13 protein-coding genes are annotated in these 16,428 nt (G+C 36.2%); 1 reads left to right on the top strand and 12 read right to left on the bottom strand.

The genetic code is table 11. The features are described from left to right. Positions 1 to 34: 34 nt before the first annotated feature. The 11 genes from LAU42_RS04635 to gmk form a co-directional block, all read right to left on the bottom strand. On the bottom strand, positions 35 to 907 hold the full coding sequence (locus tag LAU42_RS04635; RefSeq protein WP_224184520.1) for a hypothetical protein: 873 nt from the start codon (positions 905 to 907) through the stop codon (positions 35 to 37). Between the two features lie 70 nt (positions 908 to 977). Beyond that, complete coding sequence (pknB, locus tag LAU42_RS04630) at positions 978 to 2,945, bottom strand: Stk1 family PASTA domain-containing Ser/Thr kinase (RefSeq protein ID WP_224184519.1); 1,968 nt, start codon at positions 2,943 to 2,945, stop codon at positions 978 to 980. Between the two features lies 1 nt (position 2,946). Then, a complete protein-coding gene (locus LAU42_RS04625) occupies positions 2,947 to 3,684 on the bottom strand; it encodes a Stp1/IreP family PP2C-type Ser/Thr phosphatase (RefSeq protein WP_224184518.1) in 738 nt (245 codons plus the stop codon). Between the two features lie 4 nt (positions 3,685 to 3,688). Continuing rightward, positions 3,689 to 4,780 carry a dual-specificity RNA methyltransferase RlmN gene (rlmN, locus tag LAU42_RS04620; RefSeq protein WP_224184517.1) on the bottom strand — a complete coding sequence of 364 codons (1,092 nt, stop codon included), beginning with the start codon at positions 4,778 to 4,780 and terminating at the stop codon, positions 3,689 to 3,691. After that, a complete protein-coding gene (gene rsmB, locus LAU42_RS04615) occupies positions 4,780 to 6,084 on the bottom strand; it encodes a 16S rRNA (cytosine(967)-C(5))-methyltransferase RsmB (protein ID WP_224184516.1) in 1,305 nt (434 codons plus the stop codon). The genes rlmN and rsmB overlap by 1 nt, the downstream gene beginning before the upstream one ends. Next, on the bottom strand, positions 6,074 to 7,006 hold the full coding sequence (fmt, locus tag LAU42_RS04610) for a methionyl-tRNA formyltransferase (protein ID WP_224184515.1): 933 nt from the start codon (positions 7,004 to 7,006) through the stop codon (positions 6,074 to 6,076). The genes rsmB and fmt overlap by 11 nt, the downstream gene beginning before the upstream one ends. Further along, the gene (def, locus tag LAU42_RS04605) at positions 6,999 to 7,481 is read right to left on the bottom strand and encodes a peptide deformylase (RefSeq protein WP_101034971.1); all 483 of its coding nucleotides are present in this window, start codon (positions 7,479 to 7,481) and stop codon (positions 6,999 to 7,001) included. Before def ends, fmt begins: the two co-directional genes overlap by 8 nt. Before the next feature lie 152 nt (positions 7,482 to 7,633). Then, entirely contained in the window at positions 7,634 to 10,015 is a 2,382-nt protein-coding gene (gene priA / locus LAU42_RS04600) for a primosomal protein N' (protein ID WP_224184514.1), read from the bottom strand. Next, positions 10,012 to 11,190, bottom strand: coding sequence for a bifunctional phosphopantothenoylcysteine decarboxylase/phosphopantothenate--cysteine ligase CoaBC (coaBC, locus tag LAU42_RS04595; RefSeq protein WP_224184513.1), 1,179 nt, complete (start codon positions 11,188 to 11,190; stop codon positions 10,012 to 10,014). Before coaBC ends, priA begins: the two co-directional genes overlap by 4 nt. Before the next feature lie 49 nt (positions 11,191 to 11,239). Then, on the bottom strand, positions 11,240 to 11,449 hold the full coding sequence (rpoZ, locus tag LAU42_RS04590) for a DNA-directed RNA polymerase subunit omega (RefSeq protein ID WP_224184512.1): 210 nt from the start codon (positions 11,447 to 11,449) through the stop codon (positions 11,240 to 11,242). Next, positions 11,449 to 12,069 (bottom strand): guanylate kinase, encoded by a 621-nt coding sequence (gene gmk / locus LAU42_RS04585; protein WP_224184511.1) that lies wholly within the window; start codon positions 12,067 to 12,069, stop codon positions 11,449 to 11,451. Before gmk ends, rpoZ begins: the two co-directional genes overlap by 1 nt. A 133-nt stretch (positions 12,070 to 12,202) precedes the next feature. On the opposite strand from gmk, the gene LAU42_RS04580 reads away from it, so the two are divergent. Then, positions 12,203 to 13,888, top strand: coding sequence for an Rqc2 family fibronectin-binding protein (locus LAU42_RS04580; RefSeq protein WP_224184510.1), 1,686 nt, complete (start codon positions 12,203 to 12,205; stop codon positions 13,886 to 13,888). 29 nt (positions 13,889 to 13,917) lie between these two features. Here the strand turns inward: LAU42_RS04580 and LAU42_RS04575 are convergent, their stop codons facing one another. Next, on the bottom strand, positions 13,918 to 15,954 hold the full coding sequence (locus LAU42_RS04575) for an ATP-dependent Clp protease ATP-binding subunit (protein ID WP_224184509.1): 2,037 nt from the start codon (positions 15,952 to 15,954) through the stop codon (positions 13,918 to 13,920). Between the last annotated feature and the right edge of the window lie 474 nt (positions 15,955 to 16,428).

Genomic DNA, 16,428 nt, shown 5'->3' with positions numbered 1-16,428 from the left:
CCCTCCTGAAATAATTATATAAACACTTTACCCTTTATAAGTGATTCATAACATGTCGCTTTGCAAATTCCATTATTTGATCATCTGATGCATGATTGATGATCTCTACGTCAGGATATGCGGTTCTTTCACCTGTAACACCATATTCAAATGTATATTGACCAAGTTGTATCGATTCATATTCACTTAATGCACCGAACGATGCTTCACCGACTTTTAAAGCATCAGCTTCCACAATATATTGTTCAATACTTCCTTTCGTATGTCTGCTCATCAATATGACTTCAGGTTTAATGTCAAATACTGACGCCGTTCCTTCTGTATAACGGACATCCAGTATAATTGGTAGTTCAGTTGAAATTTCGCTTTTAATCTCATGCAACTGTTCCGGAGCATATATTAATACATGCTGATAACTTTCTGTTTTATGTACAAAAGGATCTGCTATTTCAAATCTTTTGAGTTCAAATTCATACGATTCACTACTACGCTTTACTGTTGCATCAACTTGTTTCAAAATTAAATTCGACCATTCCTGACGCTCAATCGCATCGTGAAATAATAGTTTACGGTAGCGTTCACTCAGTACGTCAACAGCATCATTACTTAAATGGGTAATCATATCCCCGACAACAAATCTTGTATCTTTATTAACTTCAACAACTTCAAGCCCGTATTGTGATCGATTCACAACGAATCCATTATTCGCTTTATATTGATAGAACTGAAAGCTTTTCTGTTGATATTCCGCGATATATTCTTTCATAATTTCAACGAATGTATAGTCATTTCCGGGCGATAACTGTTTAATGATATTAATATAAACTTCCTTCGTTTCTTCATCCTGAATATGGAGTACTTCGCTAATTTTATCACTAACTGCATTAAATATATGATGGTACTTCATGAACACTCCCCCTTCATTCATATTATACATATTATGAAGAAAGAAAAAAACTGGTTACATCTGTAACCAGTTAATTCCCAAGACTATCATATTTTATTTTTTCATGTATATACGTTTTACCGTCAATCTTAACGAGAATCTCACCATCTTCATCAGGCGTAATAACGAGATTAAAGTTTTTCGTTGTACTATTTTTCGTCTCATAACTTTCTTTTAGTTTATCAATGTCGTTTGAATCGTCCTGAATGTAAATCTCTACTTTCTGTTTATCCCCAGTTCCTCGGTAAGGAATTGTAAACGTTCCATAATATGTTTTATCATATTGTGAACTTTGTTCATCAGAATTATCATTTTCACTTTCTTTGTCATCCTTTTGTTTTTCGTTCTTATCCTTACCTTTAGAAACGACAAAATTAATTTGAGAACCATACTGATAATTAATATTATAGACATCTTGTGAAATTACTTTATCCTTTTCTATATCATCCGAATATTCTCTAGCTGATACATTTACGATAAACCCTGAAGACTCTAATTCATGTTTAGCTTTCGCAAATGATTTACCGGTATAGTCTGGCACGTAAATTTGTTCTATACCTTTAGATATTGTCAGTTCTAATTCAGTCTCTTCCGGGATGACTTTCATACCGTTCTCTATACTTTGTTTTAACACTTGACCTGATGGCGCCATGTCGTGAACTTCTTTCAAGCTGACATTTTTAAAATTCGCATCTTCAAGCTCTTTTTTTACATCTTTAATATTTTTGCCAATATAATTATTAACTTCAAATTTTTCCTGTCCTTTAGAAATTGTTAAATCAATTTTCGTATTCGCTTTAACTTTTTCGCCGACTCCAGGAGAAAAACGGATGACTTTATTTTTCTCTTCATTCGTCGTATACGTATACTGAACTTCGCCTTTTCTTAAATTATGTTCGTGTAACAATTCAGTTGCCTGTAGTAAAGATTTACCTTTTAAATCCGGAACAGTAGATTTTGACTCCATGAATAGCGTTGCATAAACTGCCGCACTTAATACAAACATTAAAATTAGTGGAATTAAAAATAACAACCACTTTCGATTTTTACGATTTTGTTTCGGTTTTTGTACTGGAACGAAAGATTCTTTTTTCTTTTCATTTTTAATCACTTTGTCATCAACGATTGGAATAAGTTTCGTTTTATCATCGACTTCTTCAATTTTATCTTCTTCAAGGCGTGATTCATCCAGAACTGTCCTTAAATCATCATACATTTCCTGAGTTGTTCGATAACGACGCAATTTGTCTTTCATCGTCGCTTTATTTACGACATTTTCCAGACTTTGAGGTATCGACTTATTTTCTGTACGTACTGACGGTATCGCATCCTGAATATGCTTTATTGCAATACTTACTGCAGACTCCCCTTCAAAAGGCGGATGACCTGTCAGCATTTCATATAGTACAATGCCGATTGAATAAATATCACTAGATTCATCTGTTCTGACACCTTTTGCCTGCTCTGGTGATAAGTAATGAACACTTCCCATAATATGATTCGTCTGTGTCATCGCCGTTTCACTTAATGCACGGGCAATCCCAAAATCCGATATTTTTAATTCTTTCTGATCCGTCATTAATATATTCTGAGGTTTTATATCACGATGCACAATCCGATGTGAATGCGCATGCTCTATACCACGTAATATTTGTTTTGCAAAGAACACCGCTTCTTCTGCAGATAACGGACCATTTTCTTTTATATATTCATGTAAGGTCGGGCCTTCGACATATTCCATAATCATATAATAATGGCGTTCATCCTCATCAACATCAAGAACTTTCACAATATTTGGATGTGACAAAGTCGTAGCATTCTGCACTTCACGCTCGAAACGTTGAACCGCACGATCGACATCGATATGTGGGATATTAATAATTTTAACTGCGACATGCTGATTTAATATTATATCTTCGGCTAAGTAAACACTGCTCATACCTCCGCCACCGATATATTTCAGCAGTTTATAACGTTCACTTATAATAGTGCCAATCATATTATCTGCCTCCTTTTAACGGAGCGATAACGATAGAAATATTGTCTCTGGCACTATTATCAAGTGCTTTTTGAATCAATTGATTTCCAATATCATTGATAAAAGTTTCAGATTTAAAAGCTTCGTGTATCGCATATTCTTCTACAAAATCCGTTAATCCATCTGTAGTTAACATAATATAATTATATCTATTATAATCGTATACGAAAACATCTGGATGAATACGTTTATCCGATCCCATAACTTTCGTAATAAAATTACGCTGTGGATGATTTTTCGCCTGTTCAGGTGTGAGCCCACCAGCAAGTAACAGATGATTCACAAACGTATGGTCGCTCGTAACTTGTCTTAGTTCTCGTTCATTGATTAAGTAAGCTCTAGAGTCGCCAACGTTTGCGATAACGACATGGTTATCATACAGAAGTGCACATACTAATGTCGTGCCCATTCCATGTTTAGCATCATCCATATGCGATTGTTTATACAGTTCTCTATTAATTTCAGAAATCGTTGAACGCAACCAACTTTCTGCGTGTTCAAATTCAATAAAATTCTCAGATTCAAAACGCATTCTAATCAGTTCATCTACAAATGTACTCGCAATATGACCTGCGTTATGACCTCCCATACCATCACAAATTACTGCAAGCATTTGTCCGGTATGATTGTAATAAACGCCACCTGCATCTTCATTTCTATTTCTTGACGGACCGATATCGGTAAAAAAACGTGCGTGCATATCTCTACCTCGTTTCTTCTTGTCTCTCTTTCGCTCTTAATTGACCACATGCTGCGTCAATATCTGAACCATGTTCACGTCTAATTGTAGCATTAATACCATTACGTTTTAATTCCTTTTCGAACTTAAATATATCTTCTTTCGGCGTACGTACATAGTCGCGTTCTGGAACGTGGTTTACAGGTATTAAATTCACATGACAATTTAAATGTTTAATGAGTTGTGCGAGTTCTTTCGCATGATGCACCTGATCATTCACACCACCGAACAAGCCGTACTCGAACGTAATTCTACGACCTGTTTTATTAACATAGTACTCAATTGACTCCATGAGTTTTTCTAAATCATAAGCACGGTTGATCGGCATTAATCTGCTTCTAATTTCATTGTTCGGACCGTGAAGGCTTAATGCAAAGTTAATTTGTAACGCTTCATCTGCAAAGTCATATATTCTCGGAATAATCCCTGATGTTGATACAGTAATATGTCTTGCACCAATGTTTAAACCGTCATTATGATTTATGACTTTCAGGAAGTCCATCATTGCATCATAATTCTCAAATGGCTCACCAATTCCCATAATGACTACGTGGCTGACACGTTCATCAACTTCATCAAGTGCTTTTTGTACATTCAATACTTGCGCTACAATTTCTCCTGCTTCAAGGTTTCGTTTAAGCCCACCTAAAGTAGATGCACAGAACGTACATCCAATACGACAGCCTACCTGCGTTGTAACGCAGACTGAATTTCCATAATCATGACGCATTAATACAGTTTCAATCGTATATCCATCTTGTAATTCAAATAGAAATTTAATTGTACCGTCTTTACTCTCTTGTTTCACAACTGTTTTTAAAGCAGTCATCGTAAAGTTAGCATCTAACACTTTACGTAAATCTTTCGATAAATTTGACATTTCTTCAAATGAATTGACACGTTTTACATATAACCAGTCAAAAATCTGTTTCGCTCTGAAACTTTGTTGTCCATGATCTGCTAACCAATCTTTTAATGCATCGAGTTGTAATGAATAAATCGATGGTTTTTCAAAGTTCGGCATAAACTTTTTATTTTTCTTTTCTAATAATGCCATTACTTACACTTCCTTCTAAGTTTTGCAATGAAGAAGCCGTCAGAATTAAAGTCCTGTGGCAACACCTGCAATAATTTTTTCTCACCGATAACCGGTAAATGAATCGGTTCTATTTCAAATTCATCATTTTGTTTAATAAATGAATAGACGACATTTTCGTTTTCCATCTGTTCGATTGTACAAGTTGAATATACGAGAACTCCACCAGGTTTCACTGCGTTAGCCGCATTTTTCAATATTTCAAGCTGCAGCGGCCAAAGTGTATCGATATCCTTTTGCGACTTCTCATACTTTATCTCCGGCTTACGTTTCATCACACCAAATCCTGAACACGGTGCATCTACAAGCACACGATCATACTGTTTATCAAATGGTATGGTTGCATCGTGCACACTTGGATGAATATTACGCAGTGATAGACGCGTAATATTGTATTGAATTAAATCAATTTTATGTGGGTGCACATCGTGACTATCGATATGGCCAGTACGGTTCATCTTCTCTGCGATGTGACATGCTTTTCCACCAGGTGCACTACACGTATCCAGTATTGTTTCACCCGGTTGTGGGTCAAGTACATTCGCAACAAGCATACTTGAAGCATCCTGAACACTTAAGAAACCATGTTTAAATAATTCATGCTGTACAATCGGTGGCCCGTCAATCGTTAAACATTCCGGAATAATCTCTGATTGTTCTACAGTATACCCCGCTTCTGTTAAACGCGTTATTGCATCTTCAGGCGTAATCTTCGTCGTATTCACACGAACTGTCGTATCTGGATAATTCAGAAATTCTTCTGCCATGTCGCGCGTTGTATCAAATCCAAAGTGCGTATTCCAGTGTTTGATCAACCAAAGTGGCGTACTTGTCGTAACACTTAATCGTTTCAGGTCATCCTTTATTTCATTCAAATCACGTAATGGATTACGCTGAAAGTTTCTTAATATCGCATTTACAGTATTTGCACCGCCAATTGAACCACGACGTTTCGTAATTTCAACAGCTTCATTAATAATCGCGTGATCCGGCACTTTATCAAGATATACATGCTGATAAATACTCATTAAAACGAGCCTTCTCATCCAACCTTTAATATTCGTTTTAATGTAAGGTGCCGCATAAAACTCGAGCGTCAGTTTACGCTGCAGTGTCCCATATACAAGTTCTGTCAAAAGTGCACGGTCAACAGGTTCAACGTATCCTTTTTTAATTGCTTCATTAATCAGTAAATTACTATACGCACCTTCAGTTAAAACTGCATCTAATATTTCAAGTGCAACACTTCTCACGTTATGCTTCATTAAATTTCATCCCAACGAGTTGTGACTTCGCACCTGCTACAAAACTTGCAGCATCCATGCGTTTTTTACCAGCTGGTTGTAATGACGTGATGCGCACAGCACCATCATTTGTAGCTATAACAAGTCCTGCTTTATCAGCCTGAATAACTTCACCAGGTGCACCTTTACCATCTGCTATTTCAGATGCCCATAGTTTCATCACTTTACCATCAAAGTTTGCAAATGCAACAGGCCACGGACTTAAACCACGAATGTGATTGTGAACTGCAAGTGCCGAACGGTCAAAAGTGACATACTCTTCTTCACGGCTGACATTTGATGCAAATGTCGCTTCATCATCATTCTGAGGTGTGCGGTTATTCGTACCATTTAGTACACTCGGCATTACTTCAATTAATAACTTCGTACCTGCATCACTTAACTTATCATGCAGTGTTCCGACAGTATCATCGATTTCAATCGGTACTTTGACGCTGTCGATCATATCGCCTGCATCTAAACGTTTAACCATATACATAATCGTCACACCAGAATACTTTTCACCGTTAATAATCGATTTATGAATCGGTGCACCACCACGGTACTTCGGAAGTAACGATGCATGTACATTTATACAACCTAGACGTGGAATATCAAGAACGCGCTCCGGTAAAATCTGACCGAAAGCAGCTGTAATGATTAAATCAGGACTATGCGCACTTACTTTCTCAAACGCTTCATCACTTTGCATCGATTCGGGCTGATATACTTCAATCCCTAAACTTTCTGCCATTACTTTAACAGGAGGCGGTGTTAAAACACGCTTACGACCAACAGGCTTATCCGGCTGTGTTATGACGAGACTGACACCATGCGCTTCATGCAATGCCTTTAAAATTGGTGCTGAAAAGTCAGGCGTACCCATAAAAATAATATTACTCACCGTACATCTCCTCCAATTCTTCCTCAGTTAACTGTTTCGTCATTTTTTCTGTGAACAGTTCACCATATAAATGATCCACTTCATGCTGAATAATACGCGCAATATCATCATATGCAGTCATTTCAATCTTATTACCATCTAAATCGTTTGCTTCAATCACAATCTCAATCGAACGATCAACAAGACCAAATACGCCGGGAATTGAAAGACAACCTTCTACATCGCTTTCTGTCTCTTCTGAATAAGAAACAATCTTCGGATTCACAAGTTGCAATATACCATCAGCTTCCATATCCACTAAAGCAACCTTTAAATCAACACCGATCTGAGGTGCAGCAATACCAACACCATTATGATGAAATAAAGTATCCTCTAAATCTTTGATCAATGCCTTTAAACTTGCATCAAACTGTGTAACATCCTTAACTTCACGATGTAACAATGGGTTTTGTTCTTCTATTAATTGTTTAATCACGTAACTTCTCCTTTATATCTTCAATCATTCTATTTTACATGAAAACGCACTGTATTACCACGTATTGATATAAATGATAAAACTCTCCTTAAACAAAGTTAAAGAGAGTGCTCGGTGTTATTTTACTATATTTTAAGAGATATGACGAATGATTACATCATCATATACGGGTTTATATCAATATGCAGTGAGAACTTATCTTTCACAAACAGTTCATGATAATGGTCATCGAGATAATTGAGTGCCTTTAACAGCTCCGGTTCTGATTTAAACTTAATCAAAATCTGGAAGCGATGCTGATTATTAATTCTTGCAATCGGGCTTGGTGCTGGTCCGAGTATATATGCTTTCGGTGATAAGTGTTGTACTAATATGTCATGTATATGCTTACTCTCAGTCAGCACGGTCTTTAAATTATAATGCTGCATATTGAGATAAATCATATAGAAGTACGGCGGATACTTACCGAGTCTTCTATATTCCATCTCCTCTTTGAAAAATGCTTTATAGTCATAATTTACTGCGTGTTGTACCGCGTAGTGTTCAGGATTATATGTCTGTATAATGACTTCTCCTAACTTATCACTACGTCCTGCACGTCCTGCAACTTGTGTTATAAGCTGGAATGTTTTCTCACTTGCTCTGAAGTCGGGTAAATTCAGCATCGTATCTGCATTCAGTACACCAACAAGTGTAATATTCGGGAAATCCAGTCCCTTTGCAATCATCTGTGTACCGAGTAAAATATTTGCTTCTCCGTTTTTAAACTGTTCAAGCAGTCGTTCGTGTGCACCTTTTTTACGCGTCGTATCATTATCCATACGGATGACTTTAGCATTTTGAAACGTCTGATAAATTATCTCTTCAACTTTCTGCGTACCGACACCCATTTCACGTATATGTTCACTTTCACAGCTCGGACATGTATTAACAGGTGGTTCTTTATGTCCACAATAATGACATTTCAGCTCATCCGTATATTTATGATACGTTAAACTAATGTCACAATTCGGGCACATCGGTACGTGTCCACAATCACGGCATAACATAAACTGTGCGTGTCCTCTTCTATTTAAGAAGAGCACGACTTGTTCTCCTTTATCAATCTTCTCCTGAATCTTATCATGCAGTATGTTAGAGAACATTGATCTGTTTCCACTCATCAGTTCATCTCGCATATTTGAGACGATCATCTCAGGCATTGCAGATTTGTTAGCGCGTGTTAACATTTCGAGTTTCGTATATACACCCTTTTCTGCACGTGCATAACTTTCCAGTGACGGTGTGGCACTTCCGAGTACGAGTGGACAGTGATGGTACTGCGCTCGCCATTCCGCAATTTCACGGGCATGGTATCTTGGATAGTCTTCCTGTTTATAAGTTGTTTCATGCTCTTCGTCGATAATAATAATACCGATATTTTTAAACGGTGCGAATATACTTGAACGCGCACCGACAGATACACGTGCTTCTCCCATCTTTATCTTACGCCATTCATCATAACGTTCTCCGTTAGATAGTCCTGAGTGCAGTACAGCTACTTCATCTCCGAAGCGGGATTTAAAGCGGTTAACCATCTGAGGGGTCAATGCAATTTCCGGCACGAGTACGATAGCATCCTGCCCTTTATCCAATACTTCTTTTATTAGCTGGAGATACACTTCTGTCTTACCGCTTCCAGTAATACCGTGTAATAGAAATGTTTCCGACTGATTATTATTGATACTTGCCATAACAGCATTATATGCCGCTTGCTGTTCATCATGCAGCGCCTTTTCTTTATCTTCAAAGAAAATTTTATGCGCATATGGATCACGCGTCGTTTCAATATTAATTTTCTCTAAAACTCCTTTTTGGACTAAGTTATTGACGACAGCGTTTGATATCCCCTCTTCTTTCAGTTCGATTAATGTCAATTCGCCTGCATCATGAATCAGTTCTATCGCTCGAATTTGTGTTTCTGTTTTTAACTGCGCGAGAATTTCATCTATATTCGACTGATTGAGCTTTACACCAACGAAAGTCTTTTTCTGATATTTTTGAGAGACTTCAATGTCTTCAACAATATTGCCATCTTTTATATATGGCTTTAAGCGCTCTATTATTTCGAGTTGCTGTGCACGTTCAAGCGTTATCATATCGTCTTTAAAATATTGTATGAGGTCATCGGGCACTTGTGCGTCGTCTATTAAACGAAATATCTTCTTATACTTCCCTTTAATCGCATTTGGCAACATTGCATCAAGCACAGCAATTCGTTTAGACACATGCGAAAAACTCATCCAGTGACTCAACTCTATTAGTTCAGCAGTAAGTTCAGGTATGTAATCCTGAATTTGGATGATTGGCTTTAACTTATCGTAAGCTGCATTTTCTGTAACTTCAATGACATAGCCTTGAATTTTTCGTGGACCGAACGGCACAGCGACACGCTGACCCGGTACGATATCACGTTCCAGATGTTCTGGTATGACATAATCAAATAACTTATCAACACGTTTACTATTAACGTCTACGATAACTTTAGCAATCACTTAAATCCCTTCTCTTTTACATGTGATAATATTTCATGTGCGATGTTTAACTTTGACTGTTTCGGAATATCAATTTGCGTTCCATTTTTAAAATACATTGTTACAGCATTGTCATTCGATTTAAATCCGATAGACTTATCACCGACATTATTAGCAACAATAACATCTGCATTTTTCTTGATTAATTTGCCGCGTGCATATTTTTCAACATGCTCCGTTTCAGCAGCAAATCCAACTACGAATTGGGACGTCTTATGTTCACCGATATACTTTAGTATGTCTTCTGTACGTTTAAGTGTCAGTGTTAAATCACCGTCTTGTTTCTTCAGCTTCTGCTCGTATGTTTCTGACGGCGTATAGTCTGCTACAGCAGCGGCTTTAATAATAATATGCTGTTCCATATTATCTTTTACTGCGTTAAACATATCTTGTGCGCTTTCAATTTTAATATGGCGTACACCGCTTGGAACTTGTAAACCGACATCTGTTGAAACTAACGTAACATTCGCGCCTCTCAAACTTGCAGCTTGTGCTAAACTATAGCCCATTTTTCCAGATGACCTATTCGTCAAATAACGTACAGGGTCTATTGTTTCAATTGTAGGCCCGGCAGTAATAAGCACGTTCATACCGGTTAAGTCTTTCTCAATATTATCTTCGGTAATATATTGCATAATATCGAGTGGCTCACTCATACGTCCTTTCGCAACATAACCACAAGCTAAAAATCCTTCTCCAGGTTCAATAAATTTAAAACCACGCTTTTTAAGCGTATCGATATTGGTTTGTACTGCAATGTTTTCGTACATATTGCTGTTCATTGCTGGTGCTAAATATATTTGTTTCTTAAATGCAAGTACTGTCGCACACAGCATATTATCACTGATGCCATGGGCGATTTTTCCAAGTGTTGACGCAGTTAATGGCGCAATTATCATTATATCTGCCCAGTCTCCGAGTGAGATATGCTGTATTTCAGCAGGGTTCTGCTCATGGAATATATCAGTATAAACAGGGTTTCTACTTAAAGCCTGAAATGGTAACGGTGTCACAAACTGCTCTGCACTTTCCGTCATAATTACTCGTACTTCATGTCCATTCTGTACAAGTTTACTCGTTAAATCTATCGCTTTATATGCCGCAATACCACCAGTAACGCCTAATAAAATTTTCATTGTTTCCTCCTATAAAAAAACTGACAAACATTACATTTGTCAGTTTATACTATTCAACAGGGTGTTCGCTTGTAATATGAATTTTACCAGCTGCAATTTCTTCTAAAGATTGACCAACTGGCTTATAAGAATTGTATTTATCGATTAATTTAACATCAGGGTGTTCCTGCATTTCACGGGCACGCTTTGCTGCTAATGTAACAATTAAATACTTTGAATTTACTTTCTCTTTTAATTTATCTAACGGTGGATATAACATTACTTTGCCTCCAGTATCATTTTTCTGAATCGTGCTTCTACACGCTCACGTTTTAAATGTTCAGCTTCAACTATTGTCTGAACTTTTTCTTTTGCATCCATTACTTCATCATTAATCACGACATAATCGTATAAGTTCATCATTTCAACTTCTTTACGTGCTTCACAAATACGATGATTAATGACTTCCTGACTTTCTGTACCGCGACCGATTAAACGCTCTTCTAAATGTTCAAGCGTCGGTGGCGCTAAGAAGATAAATAAAGCTTCCGGGAATTTCTTACGGACTTGCTTTGCACCTTCTACTTCAATTTCTAAGAATACATCTTTACCACGTGCCATCGTATCTTTTACGTACTGGACAGGTGTACCGTAATAATTGCCTACATATTCAGCATATTCGATAAATGCATCCTGTTCAATTAATGCTTCAAATTCTTCTCTCGTTTTAAAGAAGTAATCTACACCATCAACTTCGCCTTCACGCATATTTCTTGTCGTCATTGAAATAGAATACTCAAAATCAGTATCCGGATCTTCAAAAATTGCACGACGTACAGTCCCTTTACCTACTCCAGATGGACCTGATAAAACTATTAACAATCCTTTTTCTATATCCATGTCTACGACCTTTCATAAAAAATGATATAAATTAAATTTATCATAAACAACAAGAAAAATATAGATGAAACATTCATTTGTGAAATTGTTATTTCATGTTACACTATAAACATTATATAAAGAAGGTGAAAACATGGCATTTGACGGCTTATTTACGCATCAGATCATTAAGGAATTATCGTTTTTGGAAACGACGCGTATTAATAAAATTACTCAACCCGATCAGTATACAGTGATATTAACGATTAGAGCGAACCGCAAAAATCAGAAACTGATGTTATCAATCCATCCAAATTTCGCTCGTATGCATATAACGAACAATCAATTTGATAATCCATTTGAACCACCAATGTTCCTGCGTGTGTTACGCAAACATATAGAAGGTGGTATTATCGAACATATCAATCAGATTGGAAATGACCGTATCGTTCATTTCATCATTAATAATACAGATGAAATTGGAGACCGCATTAAACGTCATCTCTACTTAGAAATTATGGGGAAACATAGCAACATTATTTTAACGGATGAAAACAATAAAATATTAGATAGCTTTAAACATTTAACACCTAATACGAATAGCGCAAGAACTTTAATGCCTGGTTTTAATTATGAATTTCCTCCGACTGAAAAGAAAACAAATCCTTTTGAAGTTGATTCCATTCAAGATGCACTAGAAATGTCACTTCCTATTCATAAAGCAGTTCTTAAACACCTTGAAGGTTTCAGCCCACTAGCAGTAAAAGAAATGTTATCGATGGATAGTGATATTGATCGTGCTTTCAATCAATTTATGCAATTGATAAAATCTAATCCCGCAATTTTTAAGGTAGATGGAAGAGAAGATTTTTATTTCAGACCTGTTGCACATAGTACAGAAATTAAAACATATGATAGTTTAAGCACGATGCTGGATGATTATTATAAAGATCGCGCAGTACGTGAACGTGTGCGTAATCAGACAAATGACTTATCTCGCCATCTTAATTCATTGTTACAGAAAAATGAAAAAAAACTTGCAAAACTTGTCGATGAGCTTGAACAGACAAAGCGCATGGATGAAATGAATTTATTTGGTGAATTGATTACGAGTAATATGTATCAGTTAAAACAAGGTATGGATGAACTTACAACTGTAAACTATTATAATGAAGAAACTGTTACAATTCCGTTGAATCCGAGAAAGTCTCCAGCTGAGAATGCTCAATATTATTATAAGCAGTACAACCGATTAAAAACTCGAAAAGCACATGCTGCTGAACAAATAAAAGCAACTCAGGATGAAATTGCATATATTGAAACGATACAAATGCAACTTGATCATATTTCAGTAGATGATATCGATGATATTAGAACTGAACTTGCAGAACAGAATTTAATTAAAAAGAAACATAAATCAAAGCAATCTAAAAAGAATCAGCAGTCATCAATAGATTATTATTTATCTCGTGACGGACAGGAAATCGTCGTTGGACGCAATAACCTCCAGAATGAATATATAACGCACAAACTCAGTCGAAATAATTACCTCTGGTTCCATACGAAAGATATTCCAGGTAGTCACGTTGTAATAATGGATAGCAATCCTACAGACGGCACAATTGAAGACGCTGCAATTCTTGCGGGACATTTCTCAAAAGCACATGGTTCTTCAAAAATACCTGTTGACTATACAGAAATTAAGCATGTCCACAAACCTAGTGGCGCTAAGCCGGGCTTTGTAACGTATACTGATCAAATTACTGTGATGATCACACCTGAAGATGACTATGTAGCCCAACTACGCAATAACTATTTAAACAAGAAAGTACCAGAATAATCGATATTCTGGTACTTTCTATATTAGTATTACTGTTTTACGATTAATCCATCATCAAATTCGCTTACATCAACCATTACGTGCGTCATATCCGTATGATCTAAATAATAATCTGTAATTGTATCACGCACTTCACTTTCTATTAAGCGTCGTAACGGTCTCGCTCCAAGCGCCTTATCATAACCATGATTTACTAACCAATCTTTAGCGCGGTCAGTTACTCCCATTTCAATAGATTTACGAGCAACTACTTGTGCTACGTCATCTAACATTAAGTTGACGATTTGTTTTAAATCATCTTTTTGTAAATGTTTAAACTCCACTATTGCATTGAATCGATTTAAAAATTCAGGTCTGAAGTATCCTTGTAACTCTTCATATATAGAAGCACGGTCTCTATCCTCACCAAATGAAGCGTTACTTGTTGCGATTATAATTGTATTCTTAAAGTTTACTGTATTACCTTGTCCATCAGTTAATGCACCATCATCTAATAGTTGCAGTAATAATGTTAATATTTGAGGGTTCGCTTTCTCAATTTCATCTAACAGAATGACTGAATATGGGTTACGGCGTACACGTTCTGTTAATGTATTTGAATTATCATCGTAACCGACGTAACCAGCTGTCGTACCTATCATTTTAGATACAGCAGTCTGATCCATATATTCACTCATATCAAGGCGAATCATTGAATCAGTCGTACCAAATAGTTCTAACGATAATTGTTTTGCAAGTTCTGTTTTACCGACACCTGTAGGTCCTACAAATAAGAAGCTACCTATTGGTCGATTACCGTCATCAAATCCTGCACGATTACGTCTTATTGCTTTCGCTACTGCCTGAACTGCTTCATCCTGGCCAATGACTTTACCTTCAAGTCTGGATTGCATATGTTTAAGACGTTCAATCTCATTATTATCCATTTGCGATACCGGAACACCTGTTATACGTTCTACAGTAGCTGATACATCTTCTTTCGTAACGTGATTGCTTACAATTTCTTGTGATAACTGATCTTGTAATGATTTAATCTTCATTTGTAAATCATGTGCATGGCTGAAGTCTTCTTTATCAACTGCCTGAAGTTTTTCAGTTTCTAACTGCTCAATTTCATTCTCTGTTTCAACTTTATCGACGACATTGTTTCGTGAAGAAATATGTGCTGCAGTAATATCCATCAGATCAATCGCTTTATCCGGTAACATGCGGCTAGGCATATACTGAATTGATAATGCGACAATTGTTTCTAAAACATCGTCTTCAATTACGACATTATGGTGTTGTTCATATTGATGTTTGATTCCTTTTAGTATTTCAATTGTATCTGACTTAGATGGTTCATTGACTACTACTTCATTGAATCGTCGCGCCAGTGCCGGATCCTTTAATATATTATTACGATATTCATCTTGAGTCGTTGCTCCAATAATCGAGATTTCGCCACGACTTAAAGCAGGCTTTAATATATCTGATAATCCTTTACTGCCTGAATCTCCACCAGTCGCGCCACTACCAATAATTTGATGAATTTCATCAATGAATAATACAACATTTCCTTTTTCTTTTACTTCATCAAGTAACTTCTGTACATTCTCCTCAAACGCACCTCGGTATTGTGTACCTGCTTCAAGAGACGATACATCAATTGAGATAATATCTTTATCTTTAATGGATGCAGGAACATCACCTTTTACGATTGCTTGGGCTAAACCTTCAGCAACTGCAGTCTTACCAACCCCTGCTTCACCGACTAAAATAGGGTTATTTTTAATTCTTCTGCTTAAAACTTCAGCAGCTTGACGTACTTCTTTGTCACGACCAATTACAGGATCTAACAAGTTATTTCTTGCTTCTTCCGTTAAATTTCTACCTATCTTAGTTAAAAAGCTATCACCACTTTGTTTATTTTGCTGTGGCAGTACGTTTCCTTCCTGCATCAGTGCCTCAGGCTGAACTTCCTGTCCATTAATATAAAACTTACGTGAAACTTGTCCATTATTCATTTCGTTAAACATTCTATTAAAAATTGCATCAAAATTGCTATCAAAAATTCCGTTATTCATAAATAATCACTCCTATATTCAATTGTTTGTCATATTTGCAGAGGTTTCTTATCTCCTCTACAATTACATTATACACCTTAAATCAAAGATAGTCAAACTATTATTTGACTATCTTTGACTTTAATTAATAAAAATTTTTAATATTTTTATTAAAAAAATAATAAAAAACGAATGACATTACTAACAAAATTTTACATACTTCTAAACGTGTTGGTACGACAGTTCTTTTCAAAATTAATAGTTGAATGATTAAATAATAATTCATTAAAATTTTTTCCAAATAATATTTTCTTACATTTAAAATTATCCCTTTTTGTTTGTAATGATGAAATATATATGTTTAAATTATGTCCAGTTACAGCTCGACATATTTCAAACGAATATTACAATAACATTTCATTAAATCAATGATTTGTTATATAGCTGTAACGCACGAGCATTTTTTATGTGTTAGTGTATGTAGTGTCACTTGAC

The organism is Macrococcus armenti (assembly GCF_020097135.1).
GTDB classification, from domain to species: Bacteria; Bacillota; Bacilli; order Staphylococcales; family Staphylococcaceae; genus Macrococcoides; species Macrococcoides armenti.
Note: the sequence above shows the minus strand (reverse complement) of the source record. Positions and strands in the feature narration are given on the sequence as shown.

What these genes read in the sequence shown, in the direction of transcription:
- LAU42_RS04635 (WP_224184520.1), bottom strand. Translation starts at nt 907, where the DNA reads ATGAAGTACCATCATATATTTAATGCAGTTAGTGATAAAATTAGCGAA.
- pknB (WP_224184519.1), bottom strand. Translation starts at nt 2,945, where the DNA reads ATGATTGGCACTATTATAAGTGAACGTTATAAACTGCTGAAATATATC.
- LAU42_RS04625 (WP_224184518.1), bottom strand. Translation starts at nt 3,684, where the DNA reads ATGCACGCACGTTTTTTTACCGATATCGGTCCGTCAAGAAATAGAAAT.
- rlmN (WP_224184517.1), bottom strand. Translation starts at nt 4,780, where the DNA reads ATGGCATTATTAGAAAAGAAAAATAAAAAGTTTATGCCGAACTTTGAA.
- rsmB (WP_224184516.1), bottom strand. Translation starts at nt 6,084, where the DNA reads ATGAAGCATAACGTGAGAAGTGTTGCACTTGAAATATTAGATGCAGTT.
- coaBC (WP_224184513.1), bottom strand. Translation starts at nt 11,190, where the DNA reads ATGAAAATTTTATTAGGCGTTACTGGTGGTATTGCGGCATATAAAGCG.
- rpoZ (WP_224184512.1), bottom strand. Translation starts at nt 11,449, where the DNA reads ATGTTATATCCACCGTTAGATAAATTAAAAGAGAAAGTAAATTCAAAG.
- gmk (WP_224184511.1), bottom strand. Translation starts at nt 12,069, where the DNA reads ATGGATATAGAAAAAGGATTGTTAATAGTTTTATCAGGTCCATCTGGA.
- LAU42_RS04580 (WP_224184510.1), top strand. Translation starts at nt 12,203, where the DNA reads ATGGCATTTGACGGCTTATTTACGCATCAGATCATTAAGGAATTATCG.
- LAU42_RS04575 (WP_224184509.1), bottom strand. Translation starts at nt 15,954, where the DNA reads ATGAATAACGGAATTTTTGATAGCAATTTTGATGCAATTTTTAATAGA.